This window comes from Microseira sp. BLCC-F43 (assembly GCF_041929235.1).
GTDB lineage: Bacteria > Cyanobacteriota > Cyanobacteriia > Cyanobacteriales > Aerosakkonemataceae > Microseira.
In genome coordinates this window covers 60,907-79,001 of the sequence record NZ_JBHFNP010000255.1, presented here as the reverse complement: position 1 = coordinate 79,001, position 18,095 = coordinate 60,907, and the positions used below count along the sequence as shown (strand labels likewise).

Sequence of the window (18,095 nt, the reverse complement as noted above, 5' to 3'; positions counted from 1 at the left end):
CTTGTGGGATACTTGGGATTTTCGCGGTCTGTGGAATCAGTCGATGTTGGTTTCCCAGGGTTCTCCCCCGAATAACTTGCCGCTGTTGTACCCAGTGCCGTGGCAATTTTATCCCAGGTAGTTAACTGGGGATTCTACCATGAGATATTCTCCTTTTTTGGGTTTTACTAGAAAACCCAAAAATCTAGCCACCTCGCATAGGCATGTCAAACTAGGGTGGCTGCGGAGAATGTTAAAATTCTCTATCGAGCCTCCTTACTGCCTTACACAGTGTGGGGGTTAAGCTATCCATTGCTGCTTCAACAGCTTTGGGTAGCGGAACTAGATTTTTGGGGACATCGGTTGCTTCGGTTCACGAAAGCAATCGATACGATTGACCATAGCAGTTTAGGGTGCGAGCGTCAAGATAGGGGATGGGGATGCGATCGCACCCCTGAACTGCTTGAAATTTCGAGTTCGGAACATGAAATTTCGAGTTTGGAACATGAAATTTCGAGTTTGGAGTGCGATCGCTCAAATCTCGCACCTCAAGAAACCCGGTTTTTGCAAAAAACCGGGTTTCTGCGCCAGAGTTTGCCATTAGGAAAAGGAAAAGAAGGATAAAAGGCTGAGGTTAAATGATGTCCCTCGGCACAGTTACCAGTATGCCTAATTACTGATATCATCTCCGGGAGCAAAGGTTGTGTAACTGCTAATAGCTAATCGCTAATCGCTAATGTCAGGAAAAATACTATATTAGCAATTAGCAATTAGCAATTAGCAATTAGCCATCCATACACTACCGATACCACCGGGCATGATATAATATATCTTACGATGGATAAATTATGCATTAAATCTTGCAAATGCAATGGCAAACCACCCGCAAATAAATTTCCAAAGCGAGTAGCGAAAGTCGATTTTAAGCGACTGATATTATTTACCAGTCCTCTTGAGAGGACTTTAGCTATAAGATGCGGGAATTTATTCCCTGTCGGACTGACAACGAAGCGATTATATTTGTGTAAAGTTAACACCTCATCTATTAGCCTTTACTAACCCTTAACCCCGCTCCCCGTTTCCGTCGGCACAATGTATCGCTGTACAATTAAAAACAAAAGCAAAATCGGCGCAATAGAAATAACCGAACCAGCAGCAATCAAACGCCAATCTAAAACGAAAGTTCCGGACATAGTCGCCACTCCCAAAGGCAAAGTATAATATTCGGGACGGTCAACGACAATTAAAGGCCAAAGGAAATCGCTCCAAGAACCAATAAAGACAAAAATCGCCAAAGTTACCAACGCCGGACGAATCGCGGGAAGCATAACAAACCACCAAATACCCAATTCCGAACAGCCATCCATCCTAGCAGCTTCCTCTAATTCCTTCGGCACGCCTTGAAACGCTTGCCGCAACAAAAAAATCCCAAAAGCAGAAGCAATACCCGGAAAAATAATCCCCAGATAGCTATTTCTCAAACCGAGTTGCACCGTCAAAATATACAAAGGAATCATCACGATTTGGAACGGAATCATGATGGTAGAAACAATAATAGTAAAAATGATATTTTTACCTCTAAAATCCAACCTTGCCAGCGGATAAGCCGCCAGGGAACAGAATAGCAAATTTAAACCTACAGTCAGAAAAGCCACCAGAGTACTGTTAAATAAATACGTAGCAAACGGATTAGTTTGCCAAACCTTGATAAAATTCTCAAACGTCGGCTGACTGGGCAAAAGTTGGGGTGGAAACTGGAAAATCTCTTCCGTGGGGGACTTGAAAGAAGTACTGACAAGCCAGAATAAAGGGAAGAGCATGATTGTTGCGATCGCTCCCAACACCCCATACATTAAAATAATTTTGGATTTTGGATTTTGGATGTTAGATTTCATCAAATTAATAGCTGAGCTTGACTCTTGTTATAATCTATGATTTAACGGTGAGAGGAAAGCAGCCAGCATATAAACTACCTTGCTCTGTTTGACATGAAAAACTCTTATTTCTAGGGTAAAGGCCACCTAGCCAATGTTAACGGTCGGTAACTTTCCAAATAGCACTGCTCTAAACCCAACTTGACTGTTTAACTATTTGGTTCTAGTGCTTGGAACTGGTGGAGCATTCCAAAGTAGGTTCTTTAACACTTGCCGTTAACGTAGTTCTCAAGGAACTTAAGCGGGTCAACTATGGACTTGTTTCCAAGCCCCCACTAGAATCTTCGATTTAGTGGTGGGTTGTTGACGATTAAACCAGTCTAGGTTTTCTCCCCCCCTTGCTAAGGGGGGGCAGGGGGGGGATCAAATTTCCTGATAATTAAACCAGTCTAGGTTTTCTCCCCCCCTTAGCATGGGGGGGCAGGGGGGGATCAAATTTCCTGATTTAAACCAGTCTAGGTTTTCTCCCCCCCTTAGCAAGGGGGGGCAGGGGGGGATCAAATTTCCTGATAATTAAACCAGTCTAGGTTTTCTCCCCCCCTTAGCAAGGGGGGGCAGGGGGGGGATCAAATTTCCTGATAATTAAACCAGATTCAGTACAGACACCATTTAACCGCCTATCCCATTCATCAACAGGTACTTGAGGCAAACAAGCAAAATCAAACACAATCCCAATAGTAAACTTAGATGACCACTCGGGCGAACACAACAAGCGGTCATAGAATCCGCCACCGTAACCTAACCGATATCCGCGCAGATCGCAAGCAACAGCCGGAACCAGAATTAAATCCACCTCCTCCGGCTCTAAGGTCGGTGAATTCGCGTCAGGTTCAAAAATGCCATAAGCCCCGGTTAAGAGAGGTTCTCCAGGCTTCCAGCGATGCCAGACGAGAGATTTACCGTCCACACGAGGCAACCCCCACTGTTTGGTTTCTGCCAACAGCGAACTCATATCTGGTTCTTGGCGAAAACTATAGTACGCCAGAATTGTTTTTGCTGATGAGAATATAGGGGAAGATTGGAGGTGGAAACAGATGCGATCGCTCTTTGACCGCCACTCTTTTTCAGGCATTGATAGACGCTTTTTAAGAATACTTTGTCGTAATTCTGCTTTTTTCATCTGATTAAAATTACAACAGAAAAACCCGTTGTTTTTAAGACAACGGGTTAATAAAATCCGCCGAATTAAAACTAGCCTGAGACTGTAGTTTCAGAAATCTTTTGATTCACAAAAACTTCTTTCTTCCTTGCTAGCGATGCGACGGCGCGCACCGGAATTTCCCTGATTTGATGGATAATCAGATTCCAAATATATCCATATTGAGGGAAGCGCTTGAGTAGAAAAATCTCAGCAAACACGTAAAATCTTCTCGTTCTTCTATACTGGGGCGGATTATCCTCAATTCGGATTTGTTCGGGGGATGGTAACAAGTGACCAATTACCTTGCCTTTTTCATAAAATTTTGCCTGTAAAAATAGCCCCAGAAGCCTATCCAAACACCAGAAAGGAACGTACTTGAAATATCCCACCACATTCATCATGCTAGCAATTTCTTGTATCGTCTCCTGAACCAGTTCATTTTTCCATACTTTCTTATCGAAATTCTCAGTATGGGGGCCGTGTTGGTCTTGTCTTCCCCTAAAAATACACAGCCAATCAAACTTATTATCCACCGGAGCGATGGGAATTTCTAACATGTACTCGTTAGTTTCTGTAAATAAATTAGAGTTCCCTTGGGCTTTGCTGCAAACTTTCAATTTCTCGATATTTGGCAACCTTTCCCAGGGAGTTTCAAACATCCGCTTATCTCCATAATCAAAATCCTTCCGATTTAGCCGCATCACCCAGCTATCTGGAAATCTCTTGTAATACTCGACGGCTATTTCTGCTATATCAGGATTGAGATATTCGTCGCAATTAATTGTCAAAACATAAGTCCCTCTTGCATTCAAAAGCCCCGTAAGCCGTTGGATAATTTCTCCTTTAAAAGGGCTGTTAATTTGCTGCAAGCGAGGGTCTTCAATTGGATGCTTGCTGAGTCCTGGTGGATGAACCACAATAAACTCTACATCTCCTTTTATCTTGACTAGCTCTCGAATCCAATTTTCGGGAAATCCTGGTCTTGTTGGACTAACGATTGATAATATAGGTTTTGTCATTTTCTTTCCAAATCCCCTTGTTTTACAAATATTTCTGACTCTACACCGCCGTTCAACTTAGATATAACTTTGCCCTCTACTTGCAGTTTTTCCCACAATTTTTTTCCCCAATTTTTTCCCCAATTTTTCTCAAACTTACTAGAGCTATCACTCATCATATATTTCCCTCAAATAATTGTCAAGTACTTGCATAACTTCTTTAATATTTTGAGCTTCGATTTACCGGAAGTTTATGAAATTTTTGCTCCCAGGCATAGCGACTTTTTATAGCGGTTTGCATCTTGGTAGAATACAACAGCGGTTAGAGGCGCACTGCTGCCCTACAGCAATAAACCGCTGGCAAAAGTATCAAACCCGCCAGGGAATAAATTCCAAGGGCTTTTAGCGAACGTCGGTTAAAACAAACTGGTTTGATTGCATTTAGTCGGTTTTAAGCGACTTGAGATATGAGCAACGGAAATTTATTTCCGGGCGGGTTTGATACTTTTGCCAACGGTCTAATAGACAACTACTGTATTCCACCAAGTCACAAACCGCTATAAACTTAGTAAAAACCCGTTTTCTTTAAGAAAACGGGTTGTTCAAACCCACGAATTTGCCACACCTATTCAGCGTGCTGACGATACCACTCAATAGTATTTTTTAGTCCTTCCTTAAAGCCGACTTGAGCAGTGAAACCAAACTTTTCTTTGGCGCGTTCCGTATCTAAACAACGACGGGGTTGCCCATTTGGTTTATCAGTTTCCCAGACAATTTCGCCATCAAAACCCATCAAGTCGCAGATTGTTTCCACCAAATCTTTGATGGTAATTTCATAACCCGTTCCCAAATTAACTGGGTCAGATTCGTTGTAAAATTGGGTAGCCATAACAATACCCCGCGCTGCGTCAGTCGAGTAAAGAAACTCGCGGCTAGGACTGCCATCGCCCCAAACGGGTAGATGCTTGTCTCCCCGCTGCTGTGCTTCGTAAACCTTGCGAATTAACGCCGGAATCACGTGAGAACTTCTGGGGTCAAAATTATCTTCAGGGCCGTATAAGTTTACCGGCAAAAGGTAAACGCCGTTAAAACCGTACTGCTGTCGGTAAGATTGGAGTTGGACTAACAAGGCTTTTTTGGCAATGCCGTAGGGGGCATTAGTTTCTTCCGGATAGCCATTCCAGAGGTCATCTTCTTTGAATGGAACCGGAGTAAATTTGGGATAGGCGCAGATAGTGCCGACGCAGACGAATTTTTGGACGCCTGTTTGATAGGCGGAGTGAATTAGCTGAACGCCCATCATCAGGTTGTCGTAAAATAGTTCAGCTGGCTTTTCCCGGTTTAAACCAATACCGCCGACATGTGCTGCTAGGTGGATAATGATATCCTGTTGATCGGCGGCGCGCTGACAAGCTGTGAGACTTCGCAGATCGAAATCCCGCGATCTCGCCACCGTAATCTTGTTAGGATCGGCTCCCGATAAGAGCAATTGCTGCACCACCTGGCGGCCTAAAAATCCAGCCCCACCAGTGACCAAAATCCGTTTATCTTTTAAGTCGAGTCCAGTCATTGTTTCGATCCTCACCTGTTGGGGCTTTATTCTATTAAGGCATTGAGCTGCTTACTTGTTGACGGATGGTAGCAATATCAACGAATTTTGCCCCATTCCCGTTTGGTAAAGTTAGCCCCAAAGCCTGTAAGTCTGCTTCCACCATTAAGGCAACTAATTCTGGAAAAGTCACGCTAGGTTCCCAACCTAACTTTTGCTTCGCCTTAGTCGGGTCGCCAATTAATAAATCTACTTCAGCGGGGCGCAGATAGCGATCGTCAAACTCCACATACTTGTGCCAATCTAAATTGACGTAACCAAAAGCCAAATCTAGAAACTCTGTAATCGAGTGAGTTTCGCCCGTAGCAATCACGTAATCGTCTGGCTGCTCTTGCTGTAACATCAACCACATTGCCCGGACATAATCTTTAGCATAGCCCCAATCCCGCTTAGCATCGAGATTGCCCATGTAGATTTTGTTTTGCTTACCGGCTACAATCCGCGCCACCGCACGGGTAATCTTGCGCGTCACAAACGTTTCGCCGCGGCGCGGCGATTCGTGGTTAAACAATATACCGTTACAGGCAAACAGGCCGTAAGACTCGCGATGATTTACAGTTTGCCAGTGACCGTAAACCTTAGCGCAAGCGTAGGGACTGCGGGGATAAAACGGCGTCGTTTCCTTCTGGGGAATTTCCTGTACCTTACCGAACATCTCAGAAGAACCCGCTTGATAGAACCGCACCTCAATACCAGTGCGTTGCTGGTAGTCCCGAATCGCTTCTAGAAGGCGCAGCACCCCCATCCCCACAGTATCAGCCGTATATTCCGGGGAATCAAAACTAACGCGCACGTGGGATTGAGCGCCTAAATTGTAAATTTCTACAGGTTTTACTTCTTCTAGAATGCGGCGCAGGGTCACCCCATCGGTCAAATCGCCGTAGTGTAGAAACAACCGCGCCGCCTCATTGTGAGGATCTACATAGATGTGGTCGATCCGGTCGGTATTAAACGTCGAAGTCCGCCGGATAATACCATGAACCTCATAATCTTGCTCAAGCAAAAACTCGCTTAAGTAAGAACCGTCTTGACCTGTAATTCCGGTAATCAGCGCTCGTTTCCGTTCTGTCATCTTCCGTATTCCTTTATAGTCTGTGAAATATTGGGGTAGGCGGCATCTGCTGCTCTGATCGTGACTGACTGGTAACCAGATAGGCACGAGTATAGGTGAGAACTGGGTGGCTCGCCTACGTAAAAACCCCAATCCAACCCCTGGGGATTCCTTTAGTCCTTTCCTAAGTTAACCCATACTCCTGTGGCAAATTATCAAGAAACGATGTATTCTTTGCAAAAACTTTGCATACCCGGTCGAGTTGTCAACATACCGCTGGCAGAATCAGGGGATGGGCAATCAACCTACCTTACTCTACCTTACGCAATAGACTACGCAAGCAATAGCGCGCGATTCTCCTGCACCCGGTCATATCATGTCCGTTTGATTACCCATAGTTAGGACTGACGCTCGCTTGGCGGGGACACTCTGACGCTCTGAGTTTTAATTATGGGTAAAAAGCCTGACATCATATCAGAGAGCGCGCGCTACACCCCAAGGGAATTGAGCTTGGTAAGCGCTTACCCCTGCAGCTTTACGCCTAAAAGCCCTTATAGATCAGTCCGCTCTAACGCCGTGTCAAAAGACCGGGGTAACCGCGTAAGACTTTAGTCTCACGAATGTTTTTTTGGTGAAGGTTCAGGAAACCTTGCTATTAAGCTGCGAATCAACTCAGATTTGGTCATGCCTCGGATGGTGGCTGCCTATCAAAACAGAACGGGAGGGTGAGAACCCCTTGGTTTTGACCAGGGGATGAAACCCGACCCGACGGTTTTTAAACCGGCGTATCTCTTTATTTGCCACGCTGATTTTCAATATACTTCTTAACTACCTCAGTACTGACCTGACCAGTCGTTGCAACTTGCATAGGTTGGAGTCCACAATGCAGGTAGTTTTTTCAATTCTGGAAACTCCTTTCTTAGATGGTGCGAAGCCCTACCCTTAATCCATCGAGCAATATCAGCAGGGGACTCATGGGTAGGGGCATTGATGAAAAAATGTACGTGGTCGGGTTGAATTTCTAACGCAATAAGCTTCCACCCGTGTTCTTCAACCAGTTCAAAAATAATTGGCTGCAATCGTGCCGCTACTTCTTTGACCAAAACTGGTTTGCGGCGTTTTGGTACGAATACGAAGTGATAGTTAATTGACGAAACAGAATTGTCGTTACGTCTGTAATCGTAATCCGCATGTGATAATTTTGCTATTTTCAATATACTTTTAACTATAAATAATACAAAAACAATAAAATACAGGAGGTGATGACAACTTGTACAAGACAGTTCGTATAAAAGCCAGGTTTACAGATGAACAACAAGCGTTCTGGGTTTACCAGTGCGAGCAAGCAAATAGCTTAATTAATTGCGCTATTTATTATGCCAGCCAAAACCATTACGCCTTTTTAGAGCAAAACGAAAACGCTCTTGCTATTTATTGGCGCGGTGATGAGCTAAGACACGGATGGAAGACATACAAATGCAAGACGACCTATCCAGAACTCGACAAAGCTCTCAAGGATAATCCTCACTACAAAGCGATGGCTGCACAGTCAGCACAGCAAACGCTTAAATCGGTGGTCGAGTCAATTTCTAGTTACAACAAGCTAGTCGATTTATACTACAAGGGTGAAGTTGATAAACCATCTTTGCCAAAGTACAGGAAGCGTGGTGGGCTAGCATCTGTAACCTTTCCTCGCCAAGCACTGACCTATAGAGAAGACTGTTTTTATCCATCAATTAGCCGGGAAACCAAGCCGCATATAATTGGAGAAATATTTCTGCCACTACCTGAATTTATCGATTCTGAGTGGGTTAAAGAAGTAACCATCCGTCCATCTCTTGGTGAATTGTGGATTGATTGGGTTATCGACGATGGCAAGCAACCAATTAAGAACAACCCGCATCTTGACTACTCTCAAGCATGGTCGTTTGACCAGGGTGGCACTAATTGGCTGACTGGGGTTTCTACCAGGGGAAAGAGCCTGATTATTGATGGGCGCAAGCTGCTGGAGATGAACCAGGGATACTGCCGTATCGTAGCAAAATACAAACAAGGAAAACCCGATTTCTATTGGGATGCCAATTATGACCGGCTTGGGCGTAAGCGCAACAATCAGATGCGCTTCGGCTATTAATAAAGCTGCGAGGTTTATGATCAACCGATGCTTAAATGACCGGGTGGGAAATTTAGTTATTGGTTGGAACGAAAGACAGAAAGATAGCTCCAACATGGGCAAGCGCGGCGAGCAAAATTTCGTTGCTATTCCCACGAAAAGATTGATTAACCGCTTGAAACAATTGTGTTTTGAGTATGGAATTGTACTGACGATTACTGAGTCAGCTTATACATCACAATCCTCCTTTTTGCATGGCGATAGCCTTCATAAACATGGTGAAAAACCCAACGGATGGCAACCATCAGGTCTAAGATTAAAACGCGGATTGTACAGGACTCGACATGGCTTTCTGGTTAACGCAGATTGCAATGGCGCAGCAAATATTCTTGCAAAAGTAGCCACACAGCTAGGGATTAACGTAGTCAAGGTGGGTAGGGGAGCTTTGACACTCCCAAAGCGATATGATTTGTTTGGATCTCTGACCAAATTGTATCGTAAGCGTTGCGGAGCGCGCCAAGAGGCCGCTCCCGCAACATCTGCTTAGAATCCCCTCTCTTTTAAGGAGGGGAGATGTCAAAAGCTCAATTGGCGCATCTCATATTCACAGGACTTACGCACGCGGCGCCAAAAACAAAGGTGATGCGTCAATCTCGCGGATCTAAACCCAATATTTGTCGCATCACCTTTGTTTTTTTGCATAATTATTGATTCATAAAATTTCAGATAAATCCTCAAATATTTAATAAAATTTTCCGGCTAAAATACCACAGGTTTAGTAGATTATAAATATAGCAATGGAGGTCGGAAATGCTAGTTTTGGAATACAAGGTTAAGGCTAAGCCAAATCAATACAAGGCTATAGAAGAGGCCATCCGTACAGTGCAGTTTATCAGAAACAAGTGTATCCGCTACTGGATGGATGCTCCTAAAGATGCCAATGTCAATAGGTTTGCTTTGAACAAGTACTCTACAAAGCTAAGCAACGAATTCTCCTTTGTCAAAGACCTAAACTCAATGGCAGTGCAAGCTGCTGCTCTTGCGAGGAACCCTGGCAATTTCTCGGTTTTATGATAATTGCTCTCGCAAAGCAACGAGGAAAAAAAGAATTCCCACGCTTCCAGAAAGACAACGGCTCCGTTGAATAGTTGCACCAGCGGGTGGTCGCTGCATCAAACTAAGCGGCGAATTACCATTACTGACAAAAAAGGTATTGGTGAGTTGAAGTTAGTGGGAAAATGGGATATCCACAATTACCCAGCTAAGTTAATTAAGCGCGTTAGGTTGGTGCGTCGCGCTGATGGGTACTATTGTCAGTTCGCGATTGATGTTGAGTGCTTTGAGCAATTACAACCAACCGGAAATGCAATTGGGCTGGATGTAGGACTGGAGTTTTTCTATACTGACTCCAATCGACATCAAGAAGAAAATCCACGTTTCTCAAGGAAGGCTGAGCAGTCAATCAAACACGCTCAAAGACTCATCTATAAAAAGGAGAAAGGAAAAAACGGACGCCGTAAAGCAAGAAGGCGATTTGCTAAGAAACACCTAAGAGTAAGGTGCGATTCGTTGTGTGGTGAATCGTGGTGTAAAGTCCACAAAAACTACACCAACCAATTCCAGCAATGGAAAAGGTTGAACTCTTGGTCTGATGCGGGTGAAAGTCCCACCTACCAGACTCAGGTATGACTCCCTATCTGCCCACACCGACCGAACTCGGTTTTCGGAGAGTGAAGCTGGGAACAGGGCGCAATCAGACATCCGTTATGGGGTGACACTGGCGCTAACGGGGAGTCCCCACGGTGAAAACAGAGCCTAAAAAAGCGACCTATTAGGAAGCGGGACATAACACAAAAGCCCGACTCGACTAGAGCTTATTCCCGCCGCATATGCTTACTAATAGCGGCAAGAGTCTAGGGAATCTAGTGGTTGAAATGGCTCCACCTAACGGGACAAACAATCAACCGAGGGAACGAAGAAAAACGAACTCAGGGTCTAGGGAAAGGTCGAATCCCCAAGTAGACCAGACGAGTAGCGGAACTCCCTGAGTTCGGGTAGGACGTAACGTAATTGTTGCGAGGTGTTCAGAAAACACTTGCTTGGAGTAGAGAATGATTAGACACATGGACAACCATAGTGAATCTTGGAGAAAGCTGCCGTGGAAGCAATTGGGCCGCGACTTATTCCGCCTACAAAAACGAATGTTCAAAGCTATTCGAGAAGCAGACAAGCGACGAGCAAGGTCACTCCAGAAGCTGATGCTAAAATCCACCGCAGCAAGATTACTGGCAATACGTCAGGTTACGCAACTCAATGCTGGGAAAAAGACCGCAGGAATTGATGGTAAGGCTGCCCCCTCATTTGAGGAAAGATTCGCGTTGAGTGAACAACTCAAGCAATCAGTAAACAACTGGAAGCACTCAAAACTAAGAGAAATACCCATTCCAAAAAAAGATGGTAAAACTCGCATCCTAAAAGTCCCCACCATAGCCGATAGGGTTTGGCAATGCTTAGCCAAATACGCTTTGGAACCAGCCCATGAAGCAACCTTTCACGCAAGAAGCTATGGGTTGAGAGCGGGTAGGTCGGCGCATGACGCGCAGAAATATCTGTTCGATAATCTAAATTCAAGAGTGAATCGAAAAGAGAAGCGGGTAATCGAACTTGACATCGAGAAATGCTTCGACCGGATAAACCACTCATCCATCATGGAACGACTCATCGCTCCACCAGGCATAAAGCTCGGAATATTCCGATGCCTTAAAGCAGGAGTCAACCCAGAATTTCCAGAACAAGGAACCCCGCAGGGGGGAGTGGTGAGTCGCGAACTTGCCAACATTGCGCTCAATGGGATAGAGGAAATCCACCAGTCCGTGCGTTATGCGGATGACATGGTTATTATACTTAAGCCCGGAGAAGATGCGGAGGCAATCCTCGACAAAATCAGCCAGTTTCTAGCAGAACGTGGCATGAAGGTGAGCGAAAAGAAGACTAAGCTGACTGCTGCGACAGATGGGTTTGATTTCCTTGGCTGGCACTTCAAAGTGCAAAGCAACGGAAAGTTCAGAAGCACTCCCTCAGCGGATAATTTCAAGGCTTTTCGTCAGAAAGTAAAACACATCGTCAACAACTCGAATTATGGTGCTGCGGTCAAGGCTGAAAAATTAGCCCCCGTAGTTAGAGGTTGGAGAAATTATCATCGCTTTTGCAAGATGGACGGGTCAAGAAACTCGTTATATCACATCGAAACAAGGGCATTCAAGGTGTTCAACAAAGAAGCCAAGCAAGACCGTCAAACCAGCAAGAAATTGCTGGATAAGGCGTTCCCAACGGTTTCTTACTCCGAGAACAAACACATCAACGTCAAACGAGAGAAATCACCCTTTGATGGGGATATCGCCTACTGGAGTGAGCGCAACAGCAAGCTGTATGATGGCGAAACCTCTTTTGCCCTAAAAAGGCAAAACCATAAATGTGGATACTGTGGCTTAAAGATGCTCTCTGACGAGAAGGTGCATCTCCATCATGTCGATGGAAACCATAATAATTGGCAGAAACAGAACCTTCTAGCTATTCATGAAAGCTGCCACGATTACATTCACATGAGCAAAGGCGCAAGCCAAGAACATCGGGAGCTGGGTGCGGGGAAACTTGCACGCCCAGATCTAACTGAGAGGGGCGGGGAATAATATCCCCCTTCGACTCAAACTAGGCAACGTACCGAACACGCAAACAGACTTGCGCGTCACGTTTGCAGGACTAAGTGCGATTCGTTCAGTCGAAATCCATATGGAGGGATGACTGGCTTCAGTAGAGTAATCCAACAGGGTAGAGTTCGCACTTTAATCCTCTACTGATGACAACTTACTATCCATGTAGGTGAGGAAACCTAGCCGAGCAAAAGCGAAGACAGCTAGGGGAGAAAGGAAAAAATGAAGGGTCACACCGACATCATAACCCAATCCAGAAAACACTAAGCCCTACTATCCCGGTGCGGGATTAAAAGCACACAAACTACCAAGAAATTGGTAGCCCCAAAAGAAGAGACTGACCATCAAATTTGTAAAGCGGGGGTGAAAGCAGGAATAGGTGGTAATAGCTGAAAGCACCTACTGCAAGCAAGATTCTATGGGTAGAACCAACGAAGTGTTGATGAGCCATCGATATGCAAAGCCAGGGGATATAAGCTAATAGATTCAATCTAACTCCTGGGTCGGAAAAAGCCGACAAGGGTAAGGTCTATCAGTATCTTAGTAACGAGATAGCGCACTACCTACAACCCCGGTGGAGAAACACGCCCTACAACAAAATGGATAGTAGGAACGAAGTAACCATCACGTAAGCTCCTGATTAAGGTCGATTAATTAGGTAGGCAGTCAAGCTATAAGCTACGAGATGGTGGGATGGTTCAAGAAGCCAATGCCCAACCCGAAATAACGGGAATTGCTTGAAAAGAGAAGGCGTAATTGCCGGGATAAGCTGACGTGAACCGCAATGTGTGAAAGCTAGAGTCACCAGTAGTGATGAACAAGCCTAAATCTGATTCACAAATGGATACAGAGGGATGGAAGGCTCTCAATTGGCGCACAGCCGAAAGATATGTCTTTAAGTTACAAAAACGAATCTATGCTGCTTCACGTCGCGGCGATATCAAACAAGTACGCAGACTCCAAAAGACGTTGATGAAGTCCTGGTATAACAAGGTCTTATCGGTACGACGGGTAACACAAGACAACACTGGCAAGAAAACGGCAGGAGTGGATGGAATTAAATGTCTAGCCCCAGCAACAGGTTTTCAGCTAGCAGGTCAACTCAAATTAACTGGGAAATCCCACCCGACACGCAGGGTATGGATACCAAAACCTGGGAAAGAGGAGAAACGACCATTAGGAATACCCACAAAGTACGACCTCGCGATGCCGCGCGGTAATCAAAAATGCCCTTGAACCGGAATGGGAGGCCATTTTCGAGCCTAACTCATACGGATTTAGACCAGGAAGGTCATGTCACGATGCGATATGGCAAATAAAAAATGGTATTAAGGACAAACCCAAATTTGTTCTAGATGCTGACATTGCCAAATGTTTTGACCGCATCAACCATGAAACATTGCTCCAAAAGTTAAATATCAAAGGCAAAATCAGGCAACAAATTAAAGCTTGGTTAAAGTCTGGGGTAATAGACACTGGAGCATTTACTGCTACATCTCTTGGAACGCCGCAGGGTGGAGTTATTTCACCTTTATTAGCAAATATTGCCCGACACGGCTTATAAAACCACTTAAAAGAGTTTGCAGAAACCCTAAGCCTAAGAAATCCCAACGGAGTAGTTATGGCAAGAAGGGATAGGATAAATTCTCTTACCATTGTCAGGTATGCAGATGATTTTGTGGTCTTACATCAAGATAAAGCCGTTCTCCAAAGATGCCGGGAGATAATCTCGGAATGGTTGACCGAAATAGGACTGGAATTAAAACCTGAAAAGACCCGAATAACTCACACACTTCACCCTGAATTGAGTGAGGATGGTATTGCTGGATTTGACTTTATAGGTCACCACATCCAACAATATCCCGTTGGAAAATACCGAAGTGCAAAAAACCCACAAGGTAAAATACTAGGTTTTAAAACCCTCATCACCCCATCAGCGAAATCAAGCAAAGCACACCAAGAGGAAATCGGAAGAATCATCAAAAAACACAGGTCATCACCCCAAGCGGAACTGATTAAAGACCTTAACCCTGTAATAAGGGGATGGACTTCTTATTACACAAACTCCGACGCAAAAACAGTAGGAGAACTATCAAAACAAGATTCCCTCACATACTTGAAACTTCGCAGATGGGCAAAACGCCGCTGTGGAAATATCAATACCGGACATCAAAGGTATTGGACATCGATAGATGGCAATAACTGGGTATTCGCAACCAAGAAAGGGGAAGCGAACCCCCTGAGGTTACTAAAACATAGTGAGTTTAGTTGCGCACTGACTATGTAAAAGTTAAAGGCGATAAAAGCCCCAACGACTGCGACCTAGTTTACTGGAGTTCAAGACTTGGAACACACCCTCAATTGCCGAGTCGAACGGCTAAGTTGTTGAAACAACAGAAGGGTAAGTGTCTGGCGTGCGGATTAAGCTTCCAGGAATGGGATGTAATGGAAGTAGACCACAAAATCCCCAGAGCTAATGGCGGTAAGGATGAGTGGAAAAATCTGCAACTGTTACATCGACATTGCCACGATGAAAAGACCGTTACTGACTTAATAGAAATCCGGAAGAAAGAACACTCAAAATTCCTTAAGGAACTAGCCCAACAATGGGAAAAAGTAGATTGGGAGTGGATCTACGACATTCCGGTCATCAAAGTCAAAACGGTCAAGAAGTCCCATAGTGACAAGGGAAAACACATTGAGTAGCCGTGTGCGGTGAAAATCGCTTGCACGGTTTCGGATGGGAGGGGTGGAACAGCAATGTTCCCCTCGACCCTAACCGACCTAGTAACCTATGAAGACTTAAGCGTGAGCAACATGGTCAAAAACCATCCCCCCGCCTGAGGCACCCCCCTTAATAAGGGGGGTTGGGGGGGATGCGATGCTGGTTGGTATCAGTTTAGGCAGTGGATTGAATATTTTGCTAGCAAGTATGACCGGATTGCAGTTGCTGTCAAACCACACTATACGAGCCAAAAATGCAGTAAATGTGGGGCGCTTGTGAAAAAGTCTCTGTCAACTCGTACCCACGTTTGTAAGTGTGGGTGCAAGGTACACAGAGACAGCAATAATGGAAAAACATTTTAAATCTTGCTTTGCAAGCTAGGGACGGACAGTCCCAAAGTAACAGGATCCGGACTTGGAGCCTCTACTTTAGTTGGTGAAAACCAGAAGCGAGCAAGTTTCGAGGATGAGTAAAGAATCCCCGCGTCAAAAGACCGGGGAGTGTCAATCCTAGTAAGCACCGTTGTTATTGGGAAAAATAACAACGCCAAGCGTTTTGATAATTATCCACAAATCCAGCCAAAAATTGCGGAAATTGACATAATAAACGTCGATTTTGACCCGGCGTTCGTAGGGAATATCATTCCGCCCAGAAACTTGCCACAATCCTGTAATTCCTGGCTTAATTGTCAGAACTTTATCCATGTGATTTCCGTACATGTAAAGCTCATCAGGGACTAAAGGCCGAGGCCCAACAACGCTCATGTCTCCCTTTAAAACATTCCAAAACTGGGGGAATTCATCGAGGCTAGTCACGCGCAAAAATCGACCAATCCAAGTGATTCGAGGGTCGTTTTTGAGCTTGAAATTATCTGCAAATTCTTGCCGCAGTGCCTGGTCTTTTTCCATCATTTGCCGCAGAACTTCGTCGGCATTGACAATCATGGTTCTGAATTTAATACAACCGAAGCGCTTGTAATTTCTACCCACCCGTTCCTGCACGTAAAAAATTGGGCCGGGTGAACTAATCGCAATCAGTAACGCTAACACCAGATAAATCGGGGAAAATAAGATCAGAACTGACAAGGAAAACAAGATATCAAACAGTCGCTTGGCAACATCTAAACGAGGTAAAGCTGTTTTTCTGGGGGCTTGAAGCAACAGTGGCTCTAAGCCAAGTTTCCTCTTCGCCTGTAACAGCTTGCCGGACGGGCTAGTGGCTGTCATTTTACTCCTTACACTACTTCACACCACACACAGGAAAGATCATAAAGCCAATAGCCGCTTTCGCCCTAATATCGCCCTAAAAGCGATGGCAATTTGGTAATAGGAGAGCCAGAGGAAAGCGCTATAGGCAGAGGGAGACGGGGCTATTGCCCCTACTACCTGCTATGATTTGGACTTTGAAGCTAACTCGAAAGTTTCAAGCGAGACTGAAACTTTTGATCGCAGCTCTCTACAAAAGCAAGGTAACGTTGTTTAAAGATTGTAGGGGCAAATGAACAGGCTTGCGATCGCGCCCATTCCGCCTTAAACTTCCCTCGATACCCCTCAAACGCCTCCACCGCTTCCACCAAAGCCGCTTCCGTCTGCAAAGGAAACAACAATCCCGTGCCCCTATCTGGGTGTTGCCGAATATCCCGCACCGTTTCTAACGCTCCTCCAGCACCGTAGGCGATAACTGGCGTACCGCAAGCTTGAGCTTCTACCAAAGCAATGCCAAAATCCTCGCAGGCGCCATAGATAAAAGCTTTCGCCTGGGACATGTATTGCTCCACAACCCCATCTGGCTGCGCTCCCAGCACCTGCACGTTCGGTTTCGCCAATTGGCGAATCATCTCCAATTGTGGCCCAGTGCCAATCACTACCAACGGGCGTCCCATCTGATTAAACGCCTTGACAATTAAATCGACTTGCTTGTAACTCACCAAGCGAGAAACGGTAAGGTAAAAATCTTCTTTCTTCTCCTGAAAGGGAAATCGGTCGATATTCACTGGTGGGTAAATTACCTCTGCATAGCGGCGGTAACAGCGCCAGATGCGAGCCGCCGTATGCTTAGAATTGGCGATAAAGTAATCCACCCGATTCGCCGTCAGTGCATCCCACTGACGCAGTCGATGCAGCAAATACCGCGTCAAAATGCCTTGGAAGCCTCGACCCATTAAACTGCTGTCTAGGTAATCAAACGTCAAGTCCCAAGCAAAGCGCATGGGAGCATGGCAGTAACAAATATGCAACTGGTACGGAGTCGTCAGCACTCCTTTGGCTACCGTGTGGGAAGACGAGAGAATGACATCATATTGCCGCAAATCCAACTGTTCGATCGCTAGGGGCAACAGGGGCAGGTATTTTTGCACACCATTGCGGGCAAATGGAAAGTGTTGCAGAAAGGTTGTGCCAATCTCACGCTTGAATAGATAGCTATCTTGGTTGGTAGATTCAAAGTCGATGAGGGCATAAACGTCTGCATCGATGTGATTTAAAATTTCCCGCACTACCAGTTCTGAACCGCCGGTAGCTTTGGGCGTCAACCACTCGTGGACAAGAGCATACTTTCGCTGCACGGGTTTTAAACCATTTGAAATTTTAGATTTTAGATTAAAAAAGCTGGAGAAAATTCTCCAGCCTGGGAAAATTTGATAGTAGGGGCCCAAAGTCAGCGGTCAATCGCCAAAAATAACTTTGCCAGCGATCGCTGGCAACTAACACAAGCCATAAAACAGTGCTTGTGGGGCCGGAAATCTTTTACAATAGTCTGACCCCTGAGGGAAGGCTTAGCCTGCAAAAGGCGATATTGCAGGTTATTTTAGCCTTCTATTTTCAGGGAGTTAGGAGG

At 45.1% G+C, this 18,095-nt stretch carries 19 protein-coding genes and 1 pseudogene; 11 read left to right on the top strand and 9 right to left on the bottom strand.

All coding sequences use genetic code 11. The features are described from left to right. Positions 1–216: 216 nt before the first annotated feature. Positions 217–603 (top strand): hypothetical protein, encoded by a 387-nt coding sequence (locus tag ACE1CM_RS34340; RefSeq protein WP_374883367.1) that lies wholly within the window; start codon positions 217–219, stop codon positions 601–603. Between the two features lie 431 nt (positions 604–1,034). Here ACE1CM_RS34340 and ACE1CM_RS34335 read toward each other — a convergent pair whose 3' ends face one another. The 7 genes from ACE1CM_RS34335 to tnpA form a co-directional block, all read right to left on the bottom strand. Further along, positions 1,035–1,874, bottom strand: a complete 840-nt coding sequence (locus ACE1CM_RS34335) for a carbohydrate ABC transporter permease (RefSeq protein ID WP_374883366.1) — start codon at positions 1,872–1,874, stop codon at positions 1,035–1,037. A 580-nt stretch (positions 1,875–2,454) separates the two neighbouring features. Beyond that, positions 2,455–3,033, bottom strand: a complete 579-nt coding sequence (locus ACE1CM_RS34330) for a 5-formyltetrahydrofolate cyclo-ligase (protein WP_374883365.1) — start codon at positions 3,031–3,033, stop codon at positions 2,455–2,457. 71 nt (positions 3,034–3,104) lie between these two features. Further along, positions 3,105–4,073, bottom strand: a complete 969-nt coding sequence (locus tag ACE1CM_RS34325; protein WP_374883364.1) for a glycosyltransferase family 2 protein — start codon at positions 4,071–4,073, stop codon at positions 3,105–3,107. Further along, positions 4,070–4,231, bottom strand: coding sequence for a hypothetical protein (locus tag ACE1CM_RS34320; protein ID WP_374883363.1), 162 nt, complete (start codon positions 4,229–4,231; stop codon positions 4,070–4,072). Before ACE1CM_RS34320 ends, ACE1CM_RS34325 begins: the two co-directional genes overlap by 4 nt. 446 nt (positions 4,232–4,677) lie before the next feature. Further along, positions 4,678–5,622 carry a GDP-L-fucose synthase family protein gene (locus ACE1CM_RS34315; protein WP_374883362.1) on the bottom strand — a complete coding sequence of 315 codons (945 nt, stop codon included), beginning with the start codon at positions 5,620–5,622 and terminating at the stop codon, positions 4,678–4,680. A 34-nt stretch (positions 5,623–5,656) separates the two neighbouring features. Continuing rightward, on the bottom strand, positions 5,657–6,733 hold the full coding sequence (gmd, locus tag ACE1CM_RS34310) for a GDP-mannose 4,6-dehydratase (RefSeq protein ID WP_374883361.1): 1,077 nt from the start codon (positions 6,731–6,733) through the stop codon (positions 5,657–5,659). Between the two features lie 812 nt (positions 6,734–7,545). Then, positions 7,546–7,926: an IS200/IS605 family transposase gene (tnpA, locus tag ACE1CM_RS34305; RefSeq protein ID WP_374883360.1), complete on the bottom strand. Its 381-nt coding sequence runs from the start codon at positions 7,924–7,926 to the stop codon at positions 7,546–7,548. 56 nt (positions 7,927–7,982) lie between these two features. Between tnpA and ACE1CM_RS34300 the strand changes: the two genes are divergently transcribed. The 10 genes and pseudogenes from ACE1CM_RS34300 (at position 7,983) to ACE1CM_RS34255 (ending at position 15,622) form a co-directional block, all read left to right on the top strand. Further along, the gene (locus ACE1CM_RS34300; RefSeq protein WP_374883359.1) at positions 7,983–8,846 is read left to right on the top strand and encodes a hypothetical protein; all 864 of its coding nucleotides are present in this window, start codon (positions 7,983–7,985) and stop codon (positions 8,844–8,846) included. A gap of 16 nt (positions 8,847–8,862) precedes the next feature. Continuing rightward, positions 8,863–9,372, top strand: a complete 510-nt coding sequence (locus tag ACE1CM_RS34295) for a zinc ribbon domain-containing protein (RefSeq protein ID WP_374883358.1) — start codon at positions 8,863–8,865, stop codon at positions 9,370–9,372. Between the two features lie 263 nt (positions 9,373–9,635). Next, the gene (locus tag ACE1CM_RS34290; RefSeq protein WP_374883357.1) at positions 9,636–9,899 is read left to right on the top strand and encodes a hypothetical protein; all 264 of its coding nucleotides are present in this window, start codon (positions 9,636–9,638) and stop codon (positions 9,897–9,899) included. A 3-nt stretch (positions 9,900–9,902) separates the two neighbouring features. Next, complete coding sequence (locus ACE1CM_RS34285; protein WP_374883356.1) at positions 9,903–10,514, top strand: transposase; 612 nt, start codon at positions 9,903–9,905, stop codon at positions 10,512–10,514. Positions 10,515–10,936: 422 nt separating this feature from the next. Beyond that, positions 10,937–12,514 carry a group II intron reverse transcriptase/maturase gene (locus ACE1CM_RS34280; protein WP_374883355.1) on the top strand — a complete coding sequence of 526 codons (1,578 nt, stop codon included), beginning with the start codon at positions 10,937–10,939 and terminating at the stop codon, positions 12,512–12,514. A gap of 834 nt (positions 12,515–13,348) precedes the next feature. Further along, positions 13,349–13,771 (top strand): reverse transcriptase N-terminal domain-containing protein, encoded by a 423-nt coding sequence (locus ACE1CM_RS34275; protein WP_374883354.1) that lies wholly within the window; start codon positions 13,349–13,351, stop codon positions 13,769–13,771. Further along, positions 13,755–14,390 (top strand): annotated as a pseudogene (locus ACE1CM_RS34270) (reverse transcriptase/maturase family protein); the annotation flags it as partial. The gene ACE1CM_RS34275 and the pseudogene ACE1CM_RS34270, both read left to right, overlap by 17 nt. Then, a complete protein-coding gene (locus tag ACE1CM_RS34265; protein ID WP_374883372.1) occupies positions 14,373–14,822 on the top strand; it encodes a group II intron maturase-specific domain-containing protein in 450 nt (149 codons plus the stop codon). The pseudogene ACE1CM_RS34270 and the gene ACE1CM_RS34265, both read left to right, overlap by 18 nt. Before the next feature lie 74 nt (positions 14,823–14,896). After that, positions 14,897–15,241, top strand: coding sequence for an HNH endonuclease (locus tag ACE1CM_RS34260; RefSeq protein ID WP_374883353.1), 345 nt, complete (start codon positions 14,897–14,899; stop codon positions 15,239–15,241). A gap of 204 nt (positions 15,242–15,445) precedes the next feature. Further along, entirely contained in the window at positions 15,446–15,622 is a 177-nt protein-coding gene (locus ACE1CM_RS34255; protein ID WP_374883371.1) for a zinc ribbon domain-containing protein, read from the top strand. 147 nt (positions 15,623–15,769) lie between these two features. On the opposite strand, the gene ACE1CM_RS34250 is transcribed toward ACE1CM_RS34255, so the two are convergent. Continuing rightward, positions 15,770–16,486, bottom strand: a complete 717-nt coding sequence (locus ACE1CM_RS34250; RefSeq protein WP_374883352.1) for a sugar transferase — start codon at positions 16,484–16,486, stop codon at positions 15,770–15,772. A 182-nt stretch (positions 16,487–16,668) separates the two neighbouring features. Beyond that, a complete protein-coding gene (locus ACE1CM_RS34245; protein WP_374883351.1) occupies positions 16,669–17,823 on the bottom strand; it encodes a glycosyltransferase in 1,155 nt (384 codons plus the stop codon). Between the last annotated feature and the right edge of the window lie 272 nt (positions 17,824–18,095).